The organism is Protofrankia symbiont of Coriaria ruscifolia (assembly GCF_900634745.1).
GTDB classification, from domain to species: Bacteria; Actinomycetota; Actinomycetes; order Frankiales; family Frankiaceae; genus Protofrankia; species Protofrankia californiensis.
In genome coordinates this window covers 24,097-43,572 of the sequence record NZ_CAAAFR010000198.1, presented here as the reverse complement: position 1 = coordinate 43,572, position 19,476 = coordinate 24,097, and the positions used below count along the sequence as shown (strand labels likewise).

The following is a 19,476-nucleotide window of genomic DNA, read 5'->3' as shown; positions in this document are numbered from 1 at the left end:
GTGCCGTCGGGTTGGGGGACGCCGATGCTGGCGTCGCGGATGTCGGTCCAGCGGTCGGGGTCGCCGAGATGCTCGTCGGCGAGGGAGCGCAGGGTGTCGTAGGGGCCGCAGCGGTAAAGCTCCGGCTGATCGTCCGTGACAGCCACCGGCGTCCATCCGGAAGCGGTCGACCCGGCCGCCGGATCAGCCGATGTGGCGGCTGCGGTGATGGTGACCGCCGGCTGGGTGGTGGTCGTGGACGTCGGGGTCACCGCCGCCGTGCGCGAGGACAGCAGGGTCAACGCGACCGCCGCGCTGGCGACCCAGTGGCTGGCGAGGTGACGTAGCGGCGCGGGTGCCGGCGCGGCGCGCCGGATTCGCGCCGCACCAGGGACGGACGCGCGGCGCGTGGGCGCGCCGCGCGTCCAGTCCGGCTCGTCGGGGGCGTGGCGCGACCGGCGACCGGCCGCGTGGATGGCGATTTCCCAGAGGATGCACAGGGTGAGCCACGCCCAGGTGATCCATCCGGCGGCGGCGATGACGTTCGGGGGGACGTCGGGGTGGACGAATCCGCGGGTGGTCAGCTCCCACCAGCGGTGCGGCTCGAAGGTGGTGGGCAGCGGGTTGTGCCGCCACATCCACAGCAGGAGCGGGACCGCGACGAGGAACGCGACAAGGCCGAGCAGCGCGACGACACCGCGCAGGGCCGCACCCGGCCGCGGCCGGACCGTGGCCGACCGCGGCGTGTAGGAGCGGCCGGGACGCTGCCGGGAGGGGTGAGCGGTGCGGGTGTTCATGGCGGTTGGCTCCTGTCGACGGATCATCCCCGGGACGGGTCAGGGGCCATGGACGGCGACGGCGGACCGGGTCTGGGTGACGGTCTCGCCGGTGCGTCCGGACATGGTCAGGAACAGGTAGGGGACGTGGAGGGTCACGGTGACCGTGACGGTGTCGTCGGCGGTGGTGACCTCGCCGGTGGCCTGGTGACGGGTGAGGTAGGCGCGGGCAGCGGTGTCGGCGGCGGCCGGGTCGAGCCGGGGCTGTCCGGCGCGGATGCTGGTGAGGGTGATCTGCTGGGCGCCGACGCGGGCGGCTTTGCCGGCGAGGTCGGACGCGCTGGTGGTGGCGTGCAGGACACGGCCGGCGTCGGTGATGAGTCCGGCGAGGATGACCGCGCCGAGGAACAGGACCGCGAGCATCAGGCTGATCGCGCCTTCGTCGGATGTCCCGCGCCGTCTGGTGGTCCGGCGGTCCGTCGCGTCGGGGAGGGGGCTGGCTGGAGGGTTCATGGGCGGCTGCCGATCCCGCCGCGGAACCGGTCGATGATCTCGTCGGCGGTGCTGTCGACCCAGCGGGAGGGACCCAGGAGCAGGTCGACGCGGCAGCGGGCGGTGACGGTGACCCATCCGCCGGGGCGGAAGTCGGCGGTGTCGGTGCGCAGGCTGATGCTGTCGGGTGCGCATCCGCTGCCGGCCAGGGTGGTGCGGGCGGTGACGTCGGCCTGCTGGGCGGCGTCGGTGGGGCTGGCGGCCAGGGAGACGGCGCGGGCGGCCTCCCGGACGGCCTGGCCCACCGCGTCGCTGGCCTGACGGGTCTGGACGGCGACGGCGAGGATCGCCATCGCGAGTATGAAGATGCCGGCGCCGGTGGCGAGTTCGACCGCGAACGACCCCCGGTCGTCCCTACCGTGTTCCCCGAATCGCCCGCGGCCCCTGAACCCGGGCTCCCTGAACCCGCGGCCCCTGAGCCCGTGGCTCCTGGAGCGGGTTGTCGCCTGGCGGTTCATCGGCGGGTGTCGTCGGGGATGTAGCGCAGCCGGGGGCCGGTGGCGGCGCGGTGGACGGTGTCTCCGAGCACGGTGCGGGCGGTCACGGCCACGGTCACGCTGCTGGTCGTGCCGGTGACGTCGACGTCGACGCCGGTGACGACACGGCTGGAGGTGGCCAGGGTGACGGCGACCGCGCGGGCGTCCTCGGTGGTGCCGTCCACGGACTGGGCGATCTCCAGGCTGCGCGTGGCCGCGGCGTCGGCTGCCTGGAGGGCCAGCCAGCGCACCCCGAACAGCAGGATGAGGGTGAGCAGGCCGAACACGCCGATCATCACGATGGCGAGTTCGGTCGCGCTGCCGGCGTCGTCGCGTCGGCGTCCGGCCGTGCCGGTCGTCATACCGGCGGCTGCGCCGGCTTCCGCCTGAGGTGCGCGTGCGCATCGTCGCAGGGGTGCTATTTGCAGGTGGTGGGGTCGGCGTTGGTGCAGATGTTGTTCGCGGTGTCGATGGCTTTCTCCCGGATGATCGCGACGACGATGCCGGCGATGAGAACGAGACCGACGACGATGACCGCGGTGGACACCGGGCTGTCACCGCGGTCGTCCCGGCGGGTCGTGGCGAGCTGGTGCAGGAAGGTGGACAGCCACAGCCGGGTCAGGGCCAGCCAGAGCCCGATCCGTCCTATCATGATCACTCCTTGGGGGAGGCGTCCGCGGTGGCAGCAGGGCAGCGGGGGGTCAGAGGCCGGTTCCGGTCCTGGTAAGGATCATCAGTAGGGGGAAGGTCAGGAACGCGACGAACGCCAGGGCGACCACGGCGGCGGGCAGTTCCATCTCGGCGTCCGCGGTCGCGGATTCGGTGCGGGCCTGGGCGGCTTCGGCCGCGCGCATGTGCACCGCCTTGGACTGGAGCGCCTGCACCGGGGAGGCGCCCCGCAGCGCCGAGCTGATGGTCAGGCGCAGGTCGGTGAACTCCGGGGCGGGAATGCGGGTGGCGAGCCGGTCCAGGCCCGCGTCGGGGGCAACCCGGTGCGTGCGGGCCCAGTCCAGAGCGTCACGGATCTGCTCGAAGGCCCAGCCCCCACCGCTGTCGACGGCGGCGGTCAGGGCCGCGTGCAGCGGGAGGCCACCGACGAGCAGGATGCGGAGCAGATCGATGAACGCGGCGACCGCGAGCCGGGTTTCCTGCCGGCGGGCCGCGGCGAGCCGGCGGACGGGCCGGTCGGCGGACAGGACACCGAGCAGCCCGCCGAACAGGCAGCCGGCGGGGAGCAGCAGGAACGGCAGGCCGAGGCCGGCGGCGGCAGCGCCCGCAGCCAAGGCCGCCATAACCGTGCTGCCGGCAAGGCCACGGCCGATCCGCACGGCGGTGTGAGCGACTTGATCCCGATCGGCCAAGGCCAGATCATCAGCGAGTAGGAGGCGGCGGGTCCGGGTCTGACCCGCCAACCGGGTGAGGGCTGCGATGATCCAGGCCGCCCACCCGGCCGCGGCGGCCGGAGTGCTACCCGCCCGATCAGCCCGACTCTCACCGCCGCTGGGGGCTGGGAGCAGCGTGCGGACGGTGAGGAAGACACCCGCGCCGGCCAACGCCCCGCACAGCGCGGGCAGCACGGTGGTCGGCAGGCTGCTCATGGGCGGGCGGTGAAGAAGTCGGGTATCGGCGGCGGCTGGGACAGCCGGATCAGGGTGCGGACGGCGCCCAGCACCAGAGTGATGATCCCGGCGAGGACGAGTTGGCCGACGGCGGTGCGGTAGGGGTCGAGCAGCGCGGGCCAGGCGGCGAGCAGGCCGAGTACGGACACGGCGAACAGGGCGAGCAGCAGCACCATGGACCGGCGGTATTTCGCCCGGGCGGCGTGAGTGTCGCGCAGGACCGCGACCCGGTGCCGGGTGCTGTCGACCTGTTCGGCCATGAGCTGGGCCAGGTCGCCGGCGCCGTGCCGGTAGGCGAGGGTGAGCGCGGTCACGACCGCGCCGACCGCGGGATGGTCGACCTCGGCGCGGAACCTCTGCAGCGCATCGGGCAGCGGGGCGCCGTCCAGCGCGGCGGCCAACCGCCGCAACGGGTGGGCAAGCGCAGGAGGCGGCAGGGCACAGGAGGCGGCGACCGCGGCGCGTAGCGGCTGGCCGGCGCCGAGTTCCTGCCGGACGGTTTCGCACCAGGTCGCGACCGCGTCCCCGAGGGCGTTCTGCGCGGGTATGTTCGGCCCGCGGCGGATCTCCAGGGCGACCCAGACCGCTCCGCCGGTCAGCAGCGCGAGGACGGGCATCCCGACCGCCGTCCCGCCGACCAGACCCATCCCGGTGCCGAGCGCCACCGGCCGCCAGGCGCCCGCCGGCATTCTCCGGACGAAGGCACGGATAGGCAGCGGCCCGCCCTGCGGGGCGGTGATCAGCAGCCATGCCCCGGCGCCGACCGTGGCCCCGGACAGCACGAGCGCGGCGAATCGCAGGCCGGGGCTCACCAGAAATCCCCCGTCCGGCGGTGCAGGACGGCCGGATCGACCCCGGCGGTGAGCAGTTTGGCGGTGAGCCGTTCGCTCATCTCCCGGTCGGTACGGACCGCCTGGCCGGCGGCCGGATGCCAGCGCCACAGTTCCGTGGAGGTCACCACACTGTCCCGGTAGTCGACGTACTCCCGGATCGCGGTGACCACCCGTCGGCCGCCCACGCGGGCGACGTGCACGACCAGGTCGACGGTGGCCGCGATCGTCTCCAGCACGGTGGTGTCCGGAACGTGGCGGGTGCCGAGGGCCGCGTAGGTGCGCAGCCGGTGGATGACGTCCTCGGCGCTGGGCGCGTGCACGGTGGTGGCCACCCCCTGCGCGATGCCCTGGCCGACCGCGAGCAGCAGCGGCAGCACCCCGCCGTCCGGTTTGAGTTCACCGAGCAGGACCCGATATGGGGTCTGGCGGCGCAGGTTCTCGGTGAGGTAGCGCTCCATGGAGTACTCGCCCTTGCCGTCGACGTTGGCCTCCCGGGCCTCGAAGGCCACCAGGTTGCGGAAGCGCGCCGGGGGCAGGAACAGCTCCTGCTCGTCCTCGACGGTGACGACCCGGTCCAGGACGAGCGGGTCGGGGTGGGCGTTCGCCCACGCCCGCAGCAGGGTGGTCTTGCCCGCCCCGGTGCCCCCGGAGATGACCAGCCCGACGGGTTCCCGCAGCGCCGCGCTGCCCTCCAGCACGGCGTGGACGTCCGCGTTGAACATTCCGGCGGCCGCCAGGCCGTCGAGCCGGTCGAGGCCGGGCAGGTAGATCCGGCAGTCGATGTGGGTGATGCTGGTGACCCGGCTGATCGCGTGGATGCGCACGCCACCGGCGGTCCGGAAGCGCACCGACGGGTTGGACTCGTCGAACCGCCGGCCGGCCAGGGCGGCCTGTTCGGCGACCCATTCGAACGCCTCGCCGTCGGTGGCGAACGGGGACGGGAACTCGGCGCGCGTGCCGCCGACCCGCTCGGTACAGATCATGTTGACGGCGCCGTTGACCTCGACGTCGCTCCACTGCCGGCCGGCCAGATGCGGGCCGAGCGGCCCGAGCGGGGAGTGTGCCTGCCGGGCCCGCAGCCGGACCTCCTCTTCCGATCCGGGATCGAGCGGGGGCCGGCCGTCGATCGCGCCGCGGTGCCGGGCCAGCGCGAGATGCTCGGCGATGACCTGCTCGACGATCGCGGCCTGGTCCGCGGAACTCGGCCGGTTCCCGTCCCGGCGGGCCTCGGCCAGCCGCCGGTTCACTTCCGCGGTGATGGTCGAGACAAGGTCGTGAACGGCCATCGCGTCCTGATAGCCGTGCTGCTGACCGGCCGGGAGCAGGCCCACCGGGCCGGCGGGAACATGCTGGCCCGGTGTCCAGCTCGTGGCGGGTGGGCGGGTCATCGGCCGCCACCGAGCAGGCGCACACCCCGCTCGCCGCCGGCCGCCGCAGCCACCGCGCCGGCCGCCTGCTCCGGCACCGCCAGGTACACCACGGTGTCCCCGCCACGGTCGTCGGTCGCTGGTCGGCTGATCTCGGTGACGGTGACCCCGCGGACCAGGATTTCCGCCGTTCCGGTGGCCGGGTCGAAACCGAGGACGTCCACCGGTTCGCCCGGGCGCAGCGCCGAAGACGGCAGCCCATCCTCGGGAACCTTGACCCCGAGAGTGACCAGGCCAGCGGACGGGGCGGTCGAGCCGACCATCTCCGGGGCCACCAGCGTCCCCGCCGGCAGGTCCAGCAGCAGCGGTTTACCGACGAGGGCCTGGCGGGCGACCTGCGGGGTGGTCAGCCGGACGGTGCCGCCGTCCACGGTGACCCGCAGCACGGCCAGATCCGACGGGGTCACCACATGCCCGCGCGGCAGCGGCCGGGCCAGCGTCACCACGTCCACCTGCGGCCGATCGTCCGTGGCGAACCACACCGCCCCACCCGCACCGACGACCATCAGGAGGAGAGCGAACGCCGCGTTCATCGACCGGCGGGACCGCGGCCCGTGTGCCCGCTGGGGCCGGGGCGTGTCGTTCAGGGGAAGATCCGGCCGCCATCCGGTTCCCGTCCTGGTCACGGTCATCGGCCGGCCCGTTCGATCGCCTGGATCTGCCCGACCACGACCGGGACGTTCGTGGTGGTCGTCAACGGTGCGAGCGTGCCGGTCTCTCCGTTCGACGCCGCCCAGCCGACCTGCCAGTGGATCGTCAGTGCGGCCGGCCAGGCCCGCCCGTCCGGCGCGGCGGTGGACGCGTCCCGATAGGTGTAGGAGCAGGCCGGCGGACGATCCGGCTCGGGCATCCCGGTGGTGAACACCGGCCCCGGCCCGACACACGACACCGGCGGGGTGCCGTCACCGGGCTTGAACTCCAGCCTCTGCGGGGTGGCGGTCACGGTGACGGCGGCACCCGGGATCGCCGCGGTCGCCACCACCGGCGCCCACTGGCCGGGAACGGCGAACCAGACCGGGACGTTCGCCACCACCGATCCCGCCGTCACGGCGGGAGAGAACACGCCGTGGGGGAGGGTCAGCTTACGACGGATCTCCGCTGACGCGCCCGCGACCAGATCAGCCGCGTCCGGTACCCGCAGCCACTGCCAGGCCGCCACCCCGCCGTCACACACCCGCCCGTAGAACCGCGAGCGGGTCCCGTCGGGGTCCACCCGGTCCATCACCGGGATCAGTTTCACGCTTTCCGGCCGCAGGTTGCGTGCCGCTTCGTACCCCGGCACCCATCGGCATACCGGTGCCGCCCCGGACGATCGCGGCACGTCGTCCTGGCCCGCGGTCGTGATCGAACTCAGCAGTTCCTGCAATGCCTGATCGGCGGATACCTTGCCGGTCGTAATGCCACGATCGTTGGTCCAGCCGATTCCGGCCGTCGCGGTGGTCGCTGACAGGAGTAACCACAAGGTAATAGATGCTCCGGTCACGAGGAGCCCGAACCGCGTGGGGGACACCGGTTCACCCCCTCCCAGGTGTCCACGGTCTGAACGCTGTCGATCTTCCAGGTGTCCTGTTCGACCCAGGTAACCCGGGTGCGCTCGCTCACCGGTTTGTCGCTGATGACGATCTCGTGTCCGTCCGGTGCTCTGTTCACCGCGTCATACAGGACACCGTCGTCGTATCCGCAGACCGTTGCAATCACCCGGCCCTGCGGCGATGGGTTTTCGATCGCGAATTTCTCGATCACGTAATAGCTCTCCGGGCCGGCCCGGCCGGCAACGCGCCGGCTGGCCAGCCCCGCCATCCAGCTCGCCACATCCGCCCGGGCCGGTGCCTGCGGGGTGTAGCGGGCGAGCAGGTCGTCGACCCGGGACCGGTCGCCAGGAGCAGCGACCGCCGCGAGATAGGAGCGGTAGAAACCCTCCTGCGCCGCGGCGATCTGTGTCCGAATCTGTGATGCGGGATCGGGGCTGGGAGTACTCGCCCGGGATACGGACGTCGCCGGAAGGCCGCTGGCCACCGGGCCGGGCGTCGAGGTTCCACCCCCGCATCCCATCGACCCGAGGAACAGACAGGCAATCGTCACACCTATTAGCGGCAGCCGGGAGAGCAGAAAGCGAGGGCAGGGCATTACGCAACTCCACACGACGAGAACGAACCCCGTCATCGAGCCGCCGGGACCCGTCCGTGACCATCTTGATCCGCGAGAAAGCGCCCGTGTTCAGAGACCCGACAGGCCGGGACGGTTTGTCATACCACGAAGAAGATCCTGATTGTGGGAGCCGGTGGGGACGGACAGGAAAATTCGATCACCATCATGCTGGCCACCATCGCGGGAGAGCTATCGGTACGCCACTGTTCGTACCACACCGCGCTCCGCGATTGTAGGGTTTTCTGGGTTCTTGGGTATTACGCACCGGATGAGCGAGATCAGCCGGTATACGTCGACACCACGCGGCACGGAAACCCGTGGGGGACCGTCAGCTGGCGCGCGAGCGCCCTGATGAGTAGGGGAGCATCGCGCGGCCGCGCGGACCGCTCCCACCGCTCACGCACCCGAGGGAGCCGACGATGTCCGACAATTTCGTCCTGCGCACCAGCCACGACGACACCCAGGTTCTCGTCCGCCGGCAGCCGGTGGCGGGGAACGGCGCGACGCTGCTGCTGCGCATCGACCCGCTCCGGACCGGCGTGTCCGCGGCGTTCCTCACCCGACAGGACGCCCTGACGCTCGCCGACGCCCTGAGCCGCGTCACCCGGAACCTGCCCGCCTCCTCGATCCCCGGCAGCCAGCCCGCTCACCCCGGTGACGAGCACCCACCGGCCGCTCCGACGGCCGATCCAGCGGCCGTGGACCCGTGGCTGTCCACGGGGCTGCCGCCGCTCACCCCGCCGGCCGACGATCTGCGGCTGCGGGAGGCCCAGGCAGCCTACGACCGCGGTCGACGCCGGCTGATCAACATCTACGCCCACCGCGCCACCCGTGCGGTGATCCGCGCCTATCCGCAGGCGGTGTTGATCGAGATCGACTGCGTCCAGGATCCTGAGGGTGCCCCGGGCTACACCACCCTGCTCGCCGTGCTCGACCGCGGCGGACAACCGCTGGCGAGCGTGGACTACAACGCTGACCAGCGGTTCACCACCCTGGACGCCCGGCTGTCCACCGAACTCGGTGCGCTGATGCGCTTCGCGCCCCCCGAGGACGGCTGGTACGGCCGCCGGCTCCTGGCCCTGTCCGACTTCCTCGCCTGGTAGGCCCACCGTGCAACGCGACATGAGGTCCGAGACACAGCCCTCACCGGCGCCCGGTCAGGCCGACCGGGGCGAGCGGCGGATCCGCTGGGCGACGATCACGGCCGTGGTCGCCGTCGCCGGCATCGCCGCCCTTGTCAGCTACCGGCACATGCGCGCGGTCGCGCTGGAACACGGCGAGGACGCGTTGAACGCGGCGGTCATCCCGTTGTCCGTCGACGGACTCATCGTGGCCGCGTCCATGAGCATGCTCAGCGCCAGCCGCTCGGGGCGGAAACCCCCGCGGCTGGCGTACGCCCTCCTGGTTCTCGGCTCGGTGGCGAGCCTCGCGGCGAACGTCATCCACGCCGAGCCACAGCTCACCGCCCGGATCATCGCGGCCTGGCCGTCCGCCGCGCTGATCGGCGCCTACGAGCTACTGATCCGGCAGATCCGCGACAGCGGACATCCCGCAACCCAGGACGTCCCCAACCAGGTCGGCGCAGCCGAAGCAGACATGGACGGGAAGGACGCAGGCCCGCTCGAGACACCGCCGTCCGCGACGACGGACGCCGACAGCGGCCGGGACACATCTGATACCAGGCAGGGCGCGGATGCAGCCGACGCGTCGAGCGGCGGTCAGGTGACCGCCGAAACCCGAGATCCAGACGAAGTCCGGGATTCGGATGTCATACCCATCCATCGGGACGATCGACCTCGTCGAAGGGGCGCCAAACGTGAACGGCTGTGCGCGCTCGTCGCTGACGTCCCGCCTGACGACCCCCGCAGCGCCTACGCTCTCGCCCGCGAGTTCGCTTCCCGCATCGGCCTCCACGAGGGAACCGCCCGCCGCTACATCGCCGAAATCCGCGCCACCGACCGCCGCGGGCCACTCACCCGGACTTCATCCCAGCTTTGATCTTGCCGTGCCTCCACCGCGACCCTGTTTCCTCACCGGCCGGTACTCTCCTTCGGTGGGTGAGCGCAGAGCCGGTTGTCGCGCCGGGTTCATGGCCTGGATGGTGTCGTGGGGGGAAGAGCCTGCTGGTCAGGTGGCTGGGGCAGGGCGGGTAGCCGTGCGAGGGCGACGGTCACTGCCGTCGCGTTCACCAAACTCGCCCACGCCATGTGGCCGCCGCTCACCGGACCGCTGGCATGCGCCGCTTCCTCCGAACGCAACATTGCCCGGCGGACGTACTCAGCCAGCCTGGGCGGGCTCATGCGCAGTCGATCAGACGTGGCCGAACAGGGGCGGGAAGGCGAGGACCACGATCCACGCCCACGCCGCGTACACCGGCAGATAGCCGGTCTGCCAGCGTTCGAGGGCCGCGAACGGGGTGCGCCGGCGGACCAGCCCCAGCAGCAGCCACGCCGACCAGGCGAGGTTGGCCAGCAGGAGGACGTTCTCACCGAGAGCCGCGGCCTTGTTCGGGGTGGTGCCGAACTCGGTGATCCGCCCGGTGATCTCCAGTAACACCAGCACGTCGATGGCCAGCGCGCTCACCACAAGGGCCAGCTGCAGCCGGTCGAACGGGCCGGCGGGCGCCAGCGGGTCGCGGGCCGAGATCGAGTAGAGCAGCAGCCCCAGCACCACTACCAGCAGCAGGTCGAACAGGATCAGCGCCTCCCGCTCGACGTCGATGCCGGAGCTGGTCCAGACGACGGCGACGAGGAAGGCGAGCAGCACGGCGGTGAACAGCGGGGTGAACAGCCGGGTGAGCACCGGCGCGATGTTCTCGACCACGTTCTGCTTCGCCTCGACGAGCCACGCGGCGACAACGACACCGGCCGCTGCGCCGCAGGGGAGGAGCCACTGCGCGAGGAACACCTCCGGGTCGATCCCGATCGCCTTGAAGGTGCCGGCCGTGAATGCGATGAGCACGCCGCCACCGAGCGCGAGGAGCACGAAGTAGACGAACCACTCGCCGGTGAACCGGATGAAGTCCATCCGCCGGCGCGACGAGCACCATTCGTCGCCCGCGTAGGCCAGACCGACCACGAGCCACAGCGCGATCGGGAGGTGGATGCTGGTGACCACCACCGATTGCGACGTGGCGGCCAGCGGGTAGACGTTGGCCGCCACGGCGCCGAGCACGAACAGCGCGACCAGCACCCCGACCAGCGAGCGCCGGACTTGGCGGCGCCAGGCGAGGAAACCCGCCAGCCAGGGCAGCACGAGAACGCCCACGTTCGGCCCGTAGAACGCGCCGTCGTGCTCCAGGCTCACCCCGAACAGCTCCGGCACCCGGACCGACACCGCGGCGCCAACCGCGCAGAGGACCAGCGCCCGCAGGTCCCTGCGCGACCGGGCGTCCACGGTCCCGCTACCGGTCAGCACCAGCTGCTTCCACAGCCGTTCCGAGTGCTCCCGGGCGAACTCGCGCGACAGCTCGTCGAGGCTGCCCATCCGTTTCACCGCGACCAGGAACGCCTCGTCCGTGCTCAGCCCGGCCGCAACGAGCGCGTCGACGGAGCCGCGCAGGTGGTCCTCCAGCTCGTCGGCGTCGGGCTGCGCCAGCTCGCGGCGGCGCTGCACGTAGCGCCGCCACTGCGCGAACTGCGACTCCAGCTCGACGGAGCTGTCCGGCGCGGTCATGCCAGGCCCTCCAGCGGGATCGCTGGCAGCGTCCCGCGGTCGTGTGGGTCGAGCCAGATGTCCCGCAGCGCGCCCACCACCGTGTCCCACTGGCGGCGCTGCTCGGCCAGCTCGGCCCGGCCCTTGTCGGTGATGCGGTAGTACTTGCGCCGCCGCTCGCCGGTCGCCGACCGCCAGGTCGCCTCCACACAGCCGAGGCGCTCAAGCCGGTGCAGCAGCGGGTACAGCAGACCCTCGGTCCAGTCCAGCTCGCCGCCGGACAGCTCGTGGATCCGTTTGAGGATCGCGTAGCCGTAGCTTTCCCCCTCGGCCAGGATGCCGAGCACCATCGGCGTCGCCGAGGCGGCCACCAGATCCTTGGCGACCTTCACCAGGCCTCACTCCGTTCGATCTCCCCGCCCGGGCTCTGGACTGGATTCGAGCGGGAAACCCTAGCAGTGCGTTGCATAGTACTACTAGGTATCGGTCGCGGCTACGGCTGGATGATGGTCGACCGCCCGAGCCAGCTGGGCTTCAGAACCCAATGTGGTCGGTGACCCGCACGTTTGCCTCCGGCCAACAGGTGGCTGGGGGCAGGGCGTGTAACGAACCCCCAACATCGCCTGGCACTGGCGGATCTCAGTCAGATGCCAGGTTCCAGGTCTGGTTGAGCGACCTTGTTTTGTCGGAGGTGCTGTCGGAGGTGCTGGTAGAGGGCGTGGCGGATCGGGTCGTCGGGTGGGGGGCCGACGGCCTGCTGCAGGGGTGTGCCGTCGCCGGGGGTGGCGGGGGTTCCATAGGTGAGACCCAGGGAGTGGTGGCGGTAGCGCTCGACGGTGTGGGCGTTGCGGTCCCAGGTGTCGGCGTCTGCCGGGTCGGTGGGGCGGGGTCCGAGGAGGTCGATCAGGTAGCCGGCGGGTTCGTGGGCGGCGCGCAGGCGGGCGTGGTCGACCTGGCGGTCCAGGGCGGCGTCGAGGAGCCGTCGTCGGTCGCGGAGCGCGGCGTGGGGGGCATCCCGGTCGGCGCTATTCGTCCTGGTATGTACCGCTGTGTGAATGGTCCGCGCGAGGATGACCGCGTCTTCGGCGTGCGCGACGCGACGACGCAGAGCCGCCGCGTCGCCGCCGGAATTGTCGTCGCCGGTCCGGCCGGTGCGGAGGAGGTGACGGCGGTCCTCGGCCGCGGCGAGGGCAAGGCGAGTGGTGGCCAGATCGTTGGTGGCCTGCCGCAACCGCCGGCGGGCCGCTTCTTCCCGCCGCGCGCTCTCGTCGCCGTCCGCCTGTTCGTCGCTTCCGTCACCGGCCGCGGGACTGGCGGCCCGGGCAGCCGTGAGCACGATGATTCGCCCCAGATGGTCGCGTTCCGCGGTGTGGGCGAGGGGGTCGAGGTCGCCGGCCATTCGTTCGGGTCGGGAGCGGTCGAGATGGTCGGCAAGCCGTTCCAGGGGGCTGCTGGTGTCGTCCAGGATCGGGAGCCAGTTCTCGTCGTCGACGCTGCTTTCCAGGTCGTGGCGGCGGATCAGATAGGCGCGCAGATCGGTCTTGGCGCGGGAGAGCATGACGTACAGGCCGGGGCGGCCCGTGTGGTCGGTGACGACGGGCCGGGCGGTGGTCATGGTGGCGCCCTGGGCTTTGTGCGCGGTGATGGCGTAGCCGTGGGCGAGGCCGCCGTCGCGGCCGTCGGGAAACGCGTGGGTCAGATAGGCCCAGGGGATGCGGACCCGGCCCTTGCCGGGGAAGTCGACGGTGACGGCCTGGCGGTCGGGTTGGTCGGGGTGCGGGTGGACGGCGACGACCCGGCCGGGGGTGCCGGTGCGGATGTAGGCCGACGCGGGTCTGCCGACCGGGACGAGGGTGCGGCCGTGCTGGGTGAGGGTGATGACCTGGTCGCCGGCCTGGAAGGTGCGGCCGGCGACGTGCAGGGCGGGGCCGGTCAGGGTGCCGTCGGCGGTGAGACGGGCGCGGGCGGCCTGGTTGAGCAGTTCGATGTCGTGGTGGGTTTCGGCCATCATGACCGGCATCGCCGCCGGCCGCGGCCGGGTGGGCGTCCCCCCGTCGCCGACGGGCTGCGGCCGGTGGTGCCATGCGGTGTACCAGTCGTCGACCACGGCGGCGAGCAGTTCGTCGCGGCTGTCGCACAGGCGGATCCGCCCGTCGGCGGCGAGCCGGTCCAGAGCGTGCCGGGCCGCGCCGGGGGTGGGGGTGCGCAGGCCGGTGAGCGCGGCGCGGACGGGCGCCATGACCGGGCCGGCCTGGCGGTGCAGCACGGTCAGTTCGGGGGTGTCCGGGGTGGTGGCGACCAGGTGGGCGAACCAGCCGCCGGCGCCGACCGCGCCGAGCTGGGCGGGATCCCCCAGCGCGATGATCACGGTGTGGGTGCGGGTGGCGTAGCGCAGGAGCCGTTCGGCGTGGCGGGTGTCGACGTGGGTGGCCTCGTCCAGGATGAGCACGGTGCCGGCCGGCCAGACGGTGGCCGGGTCGTCGGTGTGGTCGAGCAGGGTGAGCCAGCCGGCGACGACCCGGGCGGGCACGGCGAGGCGGTCGGTGAGCTGCTCGGTCTGCCGGCCGCCGTGGGCGGCGGCGAGGACCTGGTAGCCGGCGTCGGTGAGGATGCGGGTGACCAGCCGCATGGCCTCGGTTTTCCCGGAGCCGGCCGGGCCGATGACCGGCCGCAGCAGATCGGTGGAGGTCAGGATGCGGCGGGCCAGGTTCACCTGCTCGGCTGACAGTTGCGGCTCTGCTGACAGCTGCGGCGCGGATGGTCCACTGCCACGATCACCGGGGCTGTCCTGGCTGGTGTGGGCGGGTGTGGACGCGCCGGGTTCGCGCCGCGCGTCCGGCGCGGGCGCGCCGTCGGGTAGCGAGTTCGGCGCGGCATCCGCGCCGCTGGCGTCCGGTGCGGTGGTGGCCGCGGCGAGCAGCCGGTCCACGCTGTCCGGGGTGAGGAGACGGTGGCCGGGGCCGCCGTGGTCGACCCGGCCCTCTCGGGCCAGGGCGAGCAGGCTGTCCTCGGCCTCGAGCAGGTTGAGGGTGGTGTAGACCGGTTCGGGTTGGCGGCGCCGGCGGGCGGCGGCGGTGTCGACGAGGACGATCCGCGGGTCGGCGAGCGTCTGTTCGGCGAGGTCGAGGATCGCGTCGGGGTCGAGCCGGTCACCGGCCCAGGCCGCGACCTGCTGGACGACCTCCCGGGCGGTGAACGTGGGGGTATGGGCGGTCAGTCCGGTCGCGCCGGTCAGCCGGTCCGCCAGGTCGGCGACGTCCGCCGGGGTCGGCGGGTCGATGGTCCGGTCGATGCGGGCGCCGAGGGCATGGACCTGTCCGGGTGTCCACCCGGCGTCGGTCAGCCGGGTGAGCTGGGCGGCGCGGACCTGGCCGTCGGCGAGAATCTTCTTCGGTGCCCGCGAGCCGCGTTGCGCCGCGGCCTTGGTCGCGGCCGAGGCGGTGAACCCGTCCCGGACGAGCGCGGCGAACTCCTCGTTGATCTCTCCGGTGCGGGTGGAGAACGCCTCCACCAGGCCGCGGGGGACGTCGGCCAGTTCCGCGACCCCGTTGCGTACCGGCCCCCAGCGCAGCCCGCGGCGGCGGGCCAGTTCCTGGCGTAGCGCGGCGGCGCCGAGGTAGCCGGCGGTTTTCACATGGGTGAGGAACACCTCGCCGTCCAACGCCCGCCACACCACCCGCGCCGCCCCGGACGTATCGGTGACGGGCTGGCCGCTGTCGTCGAGGACGGGGACGGCGACCGCGTTCGCGACGATGGTGTGGAGGTGCAGGTGGGCCTCGTCGCTGCGGGCCACCTCATGCCGGTAGGACGCGGCGGCCAGCCCCAGGCCGGGGCGGTCGGTCCCGTCGACCGTGCCGACGGTGGCGTGCCGCTCCAGGTAGCGGAGGACCGCGTCCACCCCGGCGTCGAGAGCGGCGGCGATGTCCGCGCGCAGGTCATCGTCACCGAACGCCCACAGCAGGCTGATGCTTTTCGGGACCGCGCAGGTCACATCAAACCCGATCACCACCGTCGGGGGTTCGCGGTCGGCGGCGAACCGTTCCACCTCGGCCCGGGAGACCAGCCACCGGCCCGACCCCGGCTCCTTGACCGCCGCCAGCCGTTCCCCACCCTGGGTTGCGCTGGTGCTGGCCGCCGGGTCCGTGTCCGCCGCGCCGCTCGACGCGGCCGGCATGTCAGCCGGGTCGTCGGATTGTCCGCCGGTGCCGGTGCCGGTGCCGGATGCGGCGGTGCGCTGCGCGAGCCGCCGCAGATAGGACGGCCCGACCCCGAGGATCGCCGCCGCCTCCCGCAGAGTCAGGACATCATCCTTGGCCTGCCACTGCCCCTGCCCCGTCGTCGACGAGGCGCCGACGCTCGACGGCGTGCTGAGGGCGGCCCGGCCCGCCGAACCGGTCGCGGGCAGCACCGGCTGTCCGGTGCGAGCGTGCAACCCGCACAGCAGCCGCTGCAAATGCACCGGATCGACCCGGCCGCGCAGCCCGAGCAGATCCGCACCAGAACCCCGCGCCCGCCCGCGAGCCGTCCCAGCGCTGTAGTAGCCCGCCGGCCCACCGCGGGCGGTTTCGGGGACGGCCGGGGCGCCCTGGACGTAGTCGACGACCCGTCGGGCAGCCGCGGCGACACCGGCGAAGTCTCGTGCCCGCAGCCCCAGCACCTTTACCGTGGTAATCACTATTCGCCGTCCGTCATATGGACACCTCATTATGCGAATCCGGCACCGCGATGCGGCCCGGAATCCGGTAGCGCATCGACGCACCAGAAGCCCGCGTCCCTCGCTGGGTGAATCGGGCCGGCCGAACCGGAACCGGCATCGGAAACGGGGTCTGTTGAACCGGCGATGACAGGTCATCGCCACGCTCATCGCGGCAGTCATCGCCGCTGGTCAGCCGCCGTGATGTCGTGGGCCACCCGTGCCGGCGGGGATGTCGCCGCCATACCGGATCCGGGATTGAACCCGTGGCCGGGCCGGTTATCGTCAGGTCCTGTGGACGAGCCGCCGCTACTCGTGGGGTCCTCCGACATCGCCGCTGTCCTCGGCCTGACGCGGCAGGCCGTCGACCATCGGCTCCGGACCGATCCCCGCGCGCCCGCCCCGGCCGTGACGGTCAACCGCACCCGGGCGTGGGGCGGCACCCGGGTGTGGTGGCGCGCGGACATCGACCGCTGGCTCGGCGGCACCGACCCCGACCGCTGGATCGCCCTGCCCGGCCAGACCCCCTGAGCCCGAGCGGCTGCAGCATCTCCGCGTCAGCCCGCGGGGTCACGAGTAAATTGATCATGAACGGCTGTGAGTCACGCGATTTTCCGATGATCGGTGGCGCGCGCGTTCAAAGACGATGCCGGTCTCTCCGGTCAGGGCTGGCCGAACACGCTGTCCGAGCAGCGCGCCCACCCCTCGCATACATCCGCTGTAGGCCGCGATGACACGTCATCGCGCAGCTTCCGGATGGCGAAACCGGGGTGCATCAAACGGCACCGGATGGCACGAAATCCGTAAGGGACATATGACGGTGTCGCGCACAGCGCGACACCGTCGAGGAGCTTTCGTAAATTGGCCGGTGTTCGCCGATACGGGCAGATAACCGAATCCGCAGTAGAGACCCATTCCGTGTGGACGGATGAACAGCAGAGCTACCGGGTTCCGCTGTTGCGTCGCCGCAGCTCGGTCCGGATCGTGCGGGAGCTGTGAATCGCGGAGGTGTTTCGTGGCGCCGCGATCGCCCTACCTGCCGCCGGAGGGCGTACCCCAGGGCGACACCGGTCGGCAGGATCACCGGAGAATCTTGAATCAGTTCTGGTCGGCTCCTGAACTTCGGTCGCCGGGCCGCGAGAGGAACGGGCTGGGTTCCCCGTGCCAGCTGATGGACAAGAACTCGCGGGCGCGGGTGCAGGCGACGTAGAGGAGGCAGAGCTCGCGGAGGGTGTCCTTGGCATGTGCGGCCGTATCCACTGCTGGCGGCGTGATCGCGTGCGGCAGTGGCACTGATCGCGCCGAGATGTCGACGACGGCCATCGCCCGGTACTCCAGGCCCTTCATCCGGTGCATGGTGCCGACCTCGATGCCGCCGCGGCTCTTCCGGTCGAGGGGGCTGACCTCGAACCCGGGTCGCAGCACCTCGACGACGGCGTCGACGCCCTTGCGGGTACGGGCCGCGATGCCGATCTCCGACGGCGCGATCCCGCCGTGGATCCAGGTTCCGACGGTGTTGACAAGCCCCGTAAGCTCGTCGGCGAGCGTCGGGTACCCACGCAATGTCGGCGGCTGCGTTCCGCGGAACGCGGACCGGTAGCCGTCCAGACTGTCCTCGCCGCCATCGAGGTCGTCCACGGCCTGGCCGGTCATGAGGCCGGTGGCGAAGGAGAGGATCTCCTCGCTGGTCCGGTAGTTGAGGCGAAGCCGGTGGGACCGACCGCGCACGTTGATTCCCATAGTCGTGAGCGCGACGCGATGGTCGTAGATCCGCTGGTGCGCGTCGCCGACGATGAACAGGTCGTCCGGCGCGTCGGGCACGACCGCGCGCAGCAGCCGCCACTGGGCCGGGTGCAGGTCCTGCGCCTCGTCGACGACGACATGCGGGTGGAGGTCGCTGGCGGGCAGCGCGAGGGCGTACCGGGCGGCGTCGTCGGCGAGCTGGAGGAATGTCCGCTCTCCCGCCCTCCGCAGATGGCCGAGGAAGATCTCGACAGCGGTCCAGACCTCGGCCCGTTGTGCCTTGGTCAACGCCTGGCCTCGCCCGGCACGGGAGACCGTCAGATAGTCGGCGAGCGTCCTGACACCCCTGGCCAGGATGACGTTCTCCCACTCCTGCCGGAGCATGGTCGGTGGGAAGGGGACATGGCTCGACGCCGCCGCCATGCTCCACAGACTGGTCAGGGTCTCCTCGTCGTCGGTCACTTTCGGGCTTGCGCCCTCGGCCGTCGTGACGACCCGGCGGGCGAGCGCGTCGACCGTGGTCACCTCGATCAGAGCACTCGTGTCCACGCCGGTCACCGAGTCCAGTGACGCGAGGTTCGCGCGAAGGTCATCCGCGAGTGTGCGCACGAACGTCGTGACGAGAACCGGGTGCTTCGGTCCGACCGGCAGTCGGCGGGCCAGGTGATGGGCCCGGTGCAGCGCGACGACTGTCTTTCCGGTCCCCGCGCCTCCGGTGACCCGCACGGATCCGGCATACCTGTCGCGGTAGGCGATTCGCCGCTGGGACGGGTGCAGGAAGATCCGCCACTGTTCGAGCGGATTGTCCAGGGCGTCCTGCAGTTCTCTGGCGCCCTTCGGGATGAACACGGTCGGCGAGGCCAGGACGCCCGGCGAGGCCTTGGCCGCCGCACCGGCGGCCACCGTCAGCCCAAGCTCGGCCCGGATCTCCCGCACGGTGTAGCCCGCGGCGAGCATCTCGAGCACCTGCACCTGACTGCCCGGCACTGCCTGGGCAAGCAGGTCGAGGTCGGCGTCCGACCTGGCCCGGCGCACGAGCGGCACATAGCTGGGCTCAATGCCGAGCTCCATCAACACGGCATCCTCGTAGGCGTCGAACATGCCCGGCGACGGGTCCGCTCCCGCTCCGGGGAGCTTGGCCGCCGCGGCCTTCATCGCGGACACGTTCACGATCTCGACTTCCTGCGTCGCGCCGTTGATCGCGAACGTGTGGTTCGCCAGCCACTCGTACGCGTCGTCGTGCGGAAGGATGTCGAACAGGACGTAGTGATCACCCCGGACGGGCGCCATCACCACGCCCCGCCAGAACTGGTTGATCCGGATCGTCCGTCCACGTTCGTCCGCGGTCGCGTTGGGCTTCTCAAGGTGCAGCCCCGCGTGTGTGCCCGCCTCGAACTTGCCGAGCAGCTCCGGAAGCCGCTTCTGGACGTCCTTCGGGAGATCAGGAAGTCGCTTGAAGAAGCTCTGCGCAAAGCCGAGCGAAGCCATGGACACCCCGAGCACTCGGTCCAACACGCCAGGTGGACCCGGAGCTGGTCGAACGAACCGGGCCCGGGCAGAGGGCGACGCGTACAGC

Annotated in this window: 18 protein-coding genes and 1 pseudogene; 3 read left to right on the top strand and 16 right to left on the bottom strand. The window is 71.8% G+C overall.

What is annotated here, in order from left to right:
• The 11 genes and pseudogenes from CV1CTNOD_RS22920 to CV1CTNOD_RS22870 all read right to left on the bottom strand — a co-directional run.
• Window positions 1–776, bottom strand: a pseudogene (locus CV1CTNOD_RS22920) (hypothetical protein); the annotation flags it as partial.
• Between the two features lie 39 nt (window positions 777–815).
• Window positions 816–1,268 (bottom strand): pilus assembly protein TadG-related protein, encoded by a 453-nt coding sequence (locus CV1CTNOD_RS22915; protein ID WP_242606949.1) that lies wholly within the window; start codon window positions 1,266–1,268, stop codon window positions 816–818.
• Window positions 1,265–1,765 carry a TadE/TadG family type IV pilus assembly protein gene (locus CV1CTNOD_RS25125; protein WP_165485684.1) on the bottom strand — a complete coding sequence of 167 codons (501 nt, stop codon included), beginning with the start codon at window positions 1,763–1,765 and terminating at the stop codon, window positions 1,265–1,267. Before CV1CTNOD_RS25125 ends, CV1CTNOD_RS22915 begins: the two co-directional genes overlap by 4 nt.
• A complete protein-coding gene (locus CV1CTNOD_RS22905; protein ID WP_131788020.1) occupies window positions 1,762–2,145 on the bottom strand; it encodes a hypothetical protein in 384 nt (127 codons plus the stop codon). Before CV1CTNOD_RS22905 ends, CV1CTNOD_RS25125 begins: the two co-directional genes overlap by 4 nt.
• A gap of 56 nt (window positions 2,146–2,201) precedes the next feature.
• On the bottom strand, window positions 2,202–2,435 hold the full coding sequence (locus CV1CTNOD_RS22900) for a hypothetical protein (RefSeq protein ID WP_131788019.1): 234 nt from the start codon (window positions 2,433–2,435) through the stop codon (window positions 2,202–2,204).
• A gap of 49 nt (window positions 2,436–2,484) precedes the next feature.
• Window positions 2,485–3,381, bottom strand: coding sequence for a type II secretion system F family protein (locus tag CV1CTNOD_RS22895; protein ID WP_131788018.1), 897 nt, complete (start codon window positions 3,379–3,381; stop codon window positions 2,485–2,487).
• Window positions 3,378–4,214 carry a type II secretion system F family protein gene (locus tag CV1CTNOD_RS22890; protein WP_131788017.1) on the bottom strand — a complete coding sequence of 279 codons (837 nt, stop codon included), beginning with the start codon at window positions 4,212–4,214 and terminating at the stop codon, window positions 3,378–3,380. Before CV1CTNOD_RS22890 ends, CV1CTNOD_RS22895 begins: the two co-directional genes overlap by 4 nt.
• Window positions 4,211–5,623 (bottom strand): ATPase, T2SS/T4P/T4SS family, encoded by a 1,413-nt coding sequence (locus CV1CTNOD_RS22885; protein WP_242606948.1) that lies wholly within the window; start codon window positions 5,621–5,623, stop codon window positions 4,211–4,213. Before CV1CTNOD_RS22885 ends, CV1CTNOD_RS22890 begins: the two co-directional genes overlap by 4 nt.
• Window positions 5,620–6,294: an SAF domain-containing protein gene (locus CV1CTNOD_RS22880; protein ID WP_131788016.1), complete on the bottom strand. Its 675-nt coding sequence runs from the start codon at window positions 6,292–6,294 to the stop codon at window positions 5,620–5,622. Before CV1CTNOD_RS22880 ends, CV1CTNOD_RS22885 begins: the two co-directional genes overlap by 4 nt.
• Complete coding sequence (locus tag CV1CTNOD_RS22875) at window positions 6,291–7,172, bottom strand: hypothetical protein (protein ID WP_242606947.1); 882 nt, start codon at window positions 7,170–7,172, stop codon at window positions 6,291–6,293. The genes CV1CTNOD_RS22880 and CV1CTNOD_RS22875 overlap by 4 nt, the downstream gene beginning before the upstream one ends.
• On the bottom strand, window positions 7,142–7,789 hold the full coding sequence (locus CV1CTNOD_RS22870; protein ID WP_131788015.1) for a hypothetical protein: 648 nt from the start codon (window positions 7,787–7,789) through the stop codon (window positions 7,142–7,144). The genes CV1CTNOD_RS22875 and CV1CTNOD_RS22870 overlap by 31 nt, the downstream gene beginning before the upstream one ends.
• Window positions 7,790–8,229: 440 nt before the next feature.
• Between CV1CTNOD_RS22870 and CV1CTNOD_RS22865 the strand changes: the two genes are divergently transcribed.
• A complete protein-coding gene (locus tag CV1CTNOD_RS22865; protein ID WP_131788014.1) occupies window positions 8,230–8,913 on the top strand; it encodes a hypothetical protein in 684 nt (227 codons plus the stop codon).
• Between the two features lie 19 nt (window positions 8,914–8,932).
• On the top strand, window positions 8,933–9,808 hold the full coding sequence (locus CV1CTNOD_RS22860; protein ID WP_131788013.1) for a DUF2637 domain-containing protein: 876 nt from the start codon (window positions 8,933–8,935) through the stop codon (window positions 9,806–9,808).
• Window positions 9,809–9,897: 89 nt separating this feature from the next.
• On the opposite strand, the gene CV1CTNOD_RS22855 is transcribed toward CV1CTNOD_RS22860, so the two are convergent.
• From CV1CTNOD_RS22855 to mobF, 4 genes are all read right to left on the bottom strand, one after another.
• The gene (locus tag CV1CTNOD_RS22855) at window positions 9,898–10,110 is read right to left on the bottom strand and encodes a hypothetical protein (protein ID WP_131788012.1); all 213 of its coding nucleotides are present in this window, start codon (window positions 10,108–10,110) and stop codon (window positions 9,898–9,900) included.
• A 10-nt stretch (window positions 10,111–10,120) separates the two neighbouring features.
• Window positions 10,121–11,485 (bottom strand): permease prefix domain 1-containing protein, encoded by a 1,365-nt coding sequence (locus CV1CTNOD_RS22850; protein WP_131788011.1) that lies wholly within the window; start codon window positions 11,483–11,485, stop codon window positions 10,121–10,123.
• A complete protein-coding gene (locus CV1CTNOD_RS22845; protein WP_047223938.1) occupies window positions 11,482–11,856 on the bottom strand; it encodes a PadR family transcriptional regulator in 375 nt (124 codons plus the stop codon). The genes CV1CTNOD_RS22850 and CV1CTNOD_RS22845 overlap by 4 nt, the downstream gene beginning before the upstream one ends.
• Window positions 11,857–12,107: 251 nt before the next feature.
• Window positions 12,108–16,139 (bottom strand): MobF family relaxase, encoded by a 4,032-nt coding sequence (gene mobF / locus CV1CTNOD_RS27490; RefSeq protein WP_278043974.1) that lies wholly within the window; start codon window positions 16,137–16,139, stop codon window positions 12,108–12,110.
• 312 nt (window positions 16,140–16,451) lie between these two features.
• Between mobF and CV1CTNOD_RS22835 the strand changes: the two genes are divergently transcribed.
• Entirely contained in the window at window positions 16,452–16,688 is a 237-nt protein-coding gene (locus tag CV1CTNOD_RS22835) for a hypothetical protein (protein WP_131788009.1), read from the top strand.
• A gap of 567 nt (window positions 16,689–17,255) precedes the next feature.
• On the opposite strand, the gene CV1CTNOD_RS22830 is transcribed toward CV1CTNOD_RS22835, so the two are convergent.
• Complete coding sequence (locus CV1CTNOD_RS22830) at window positions 17,256–19,415, bottom strand: UvrD-helicase domain-containing protein (protein WP_242606946.1); 2,160 nt, start codon at window positions 19,413–19,415, stop codon at window positions 17,256–17,258.
• Window positions 19,416–19,476: the final 61 nt, after the last annotated feature.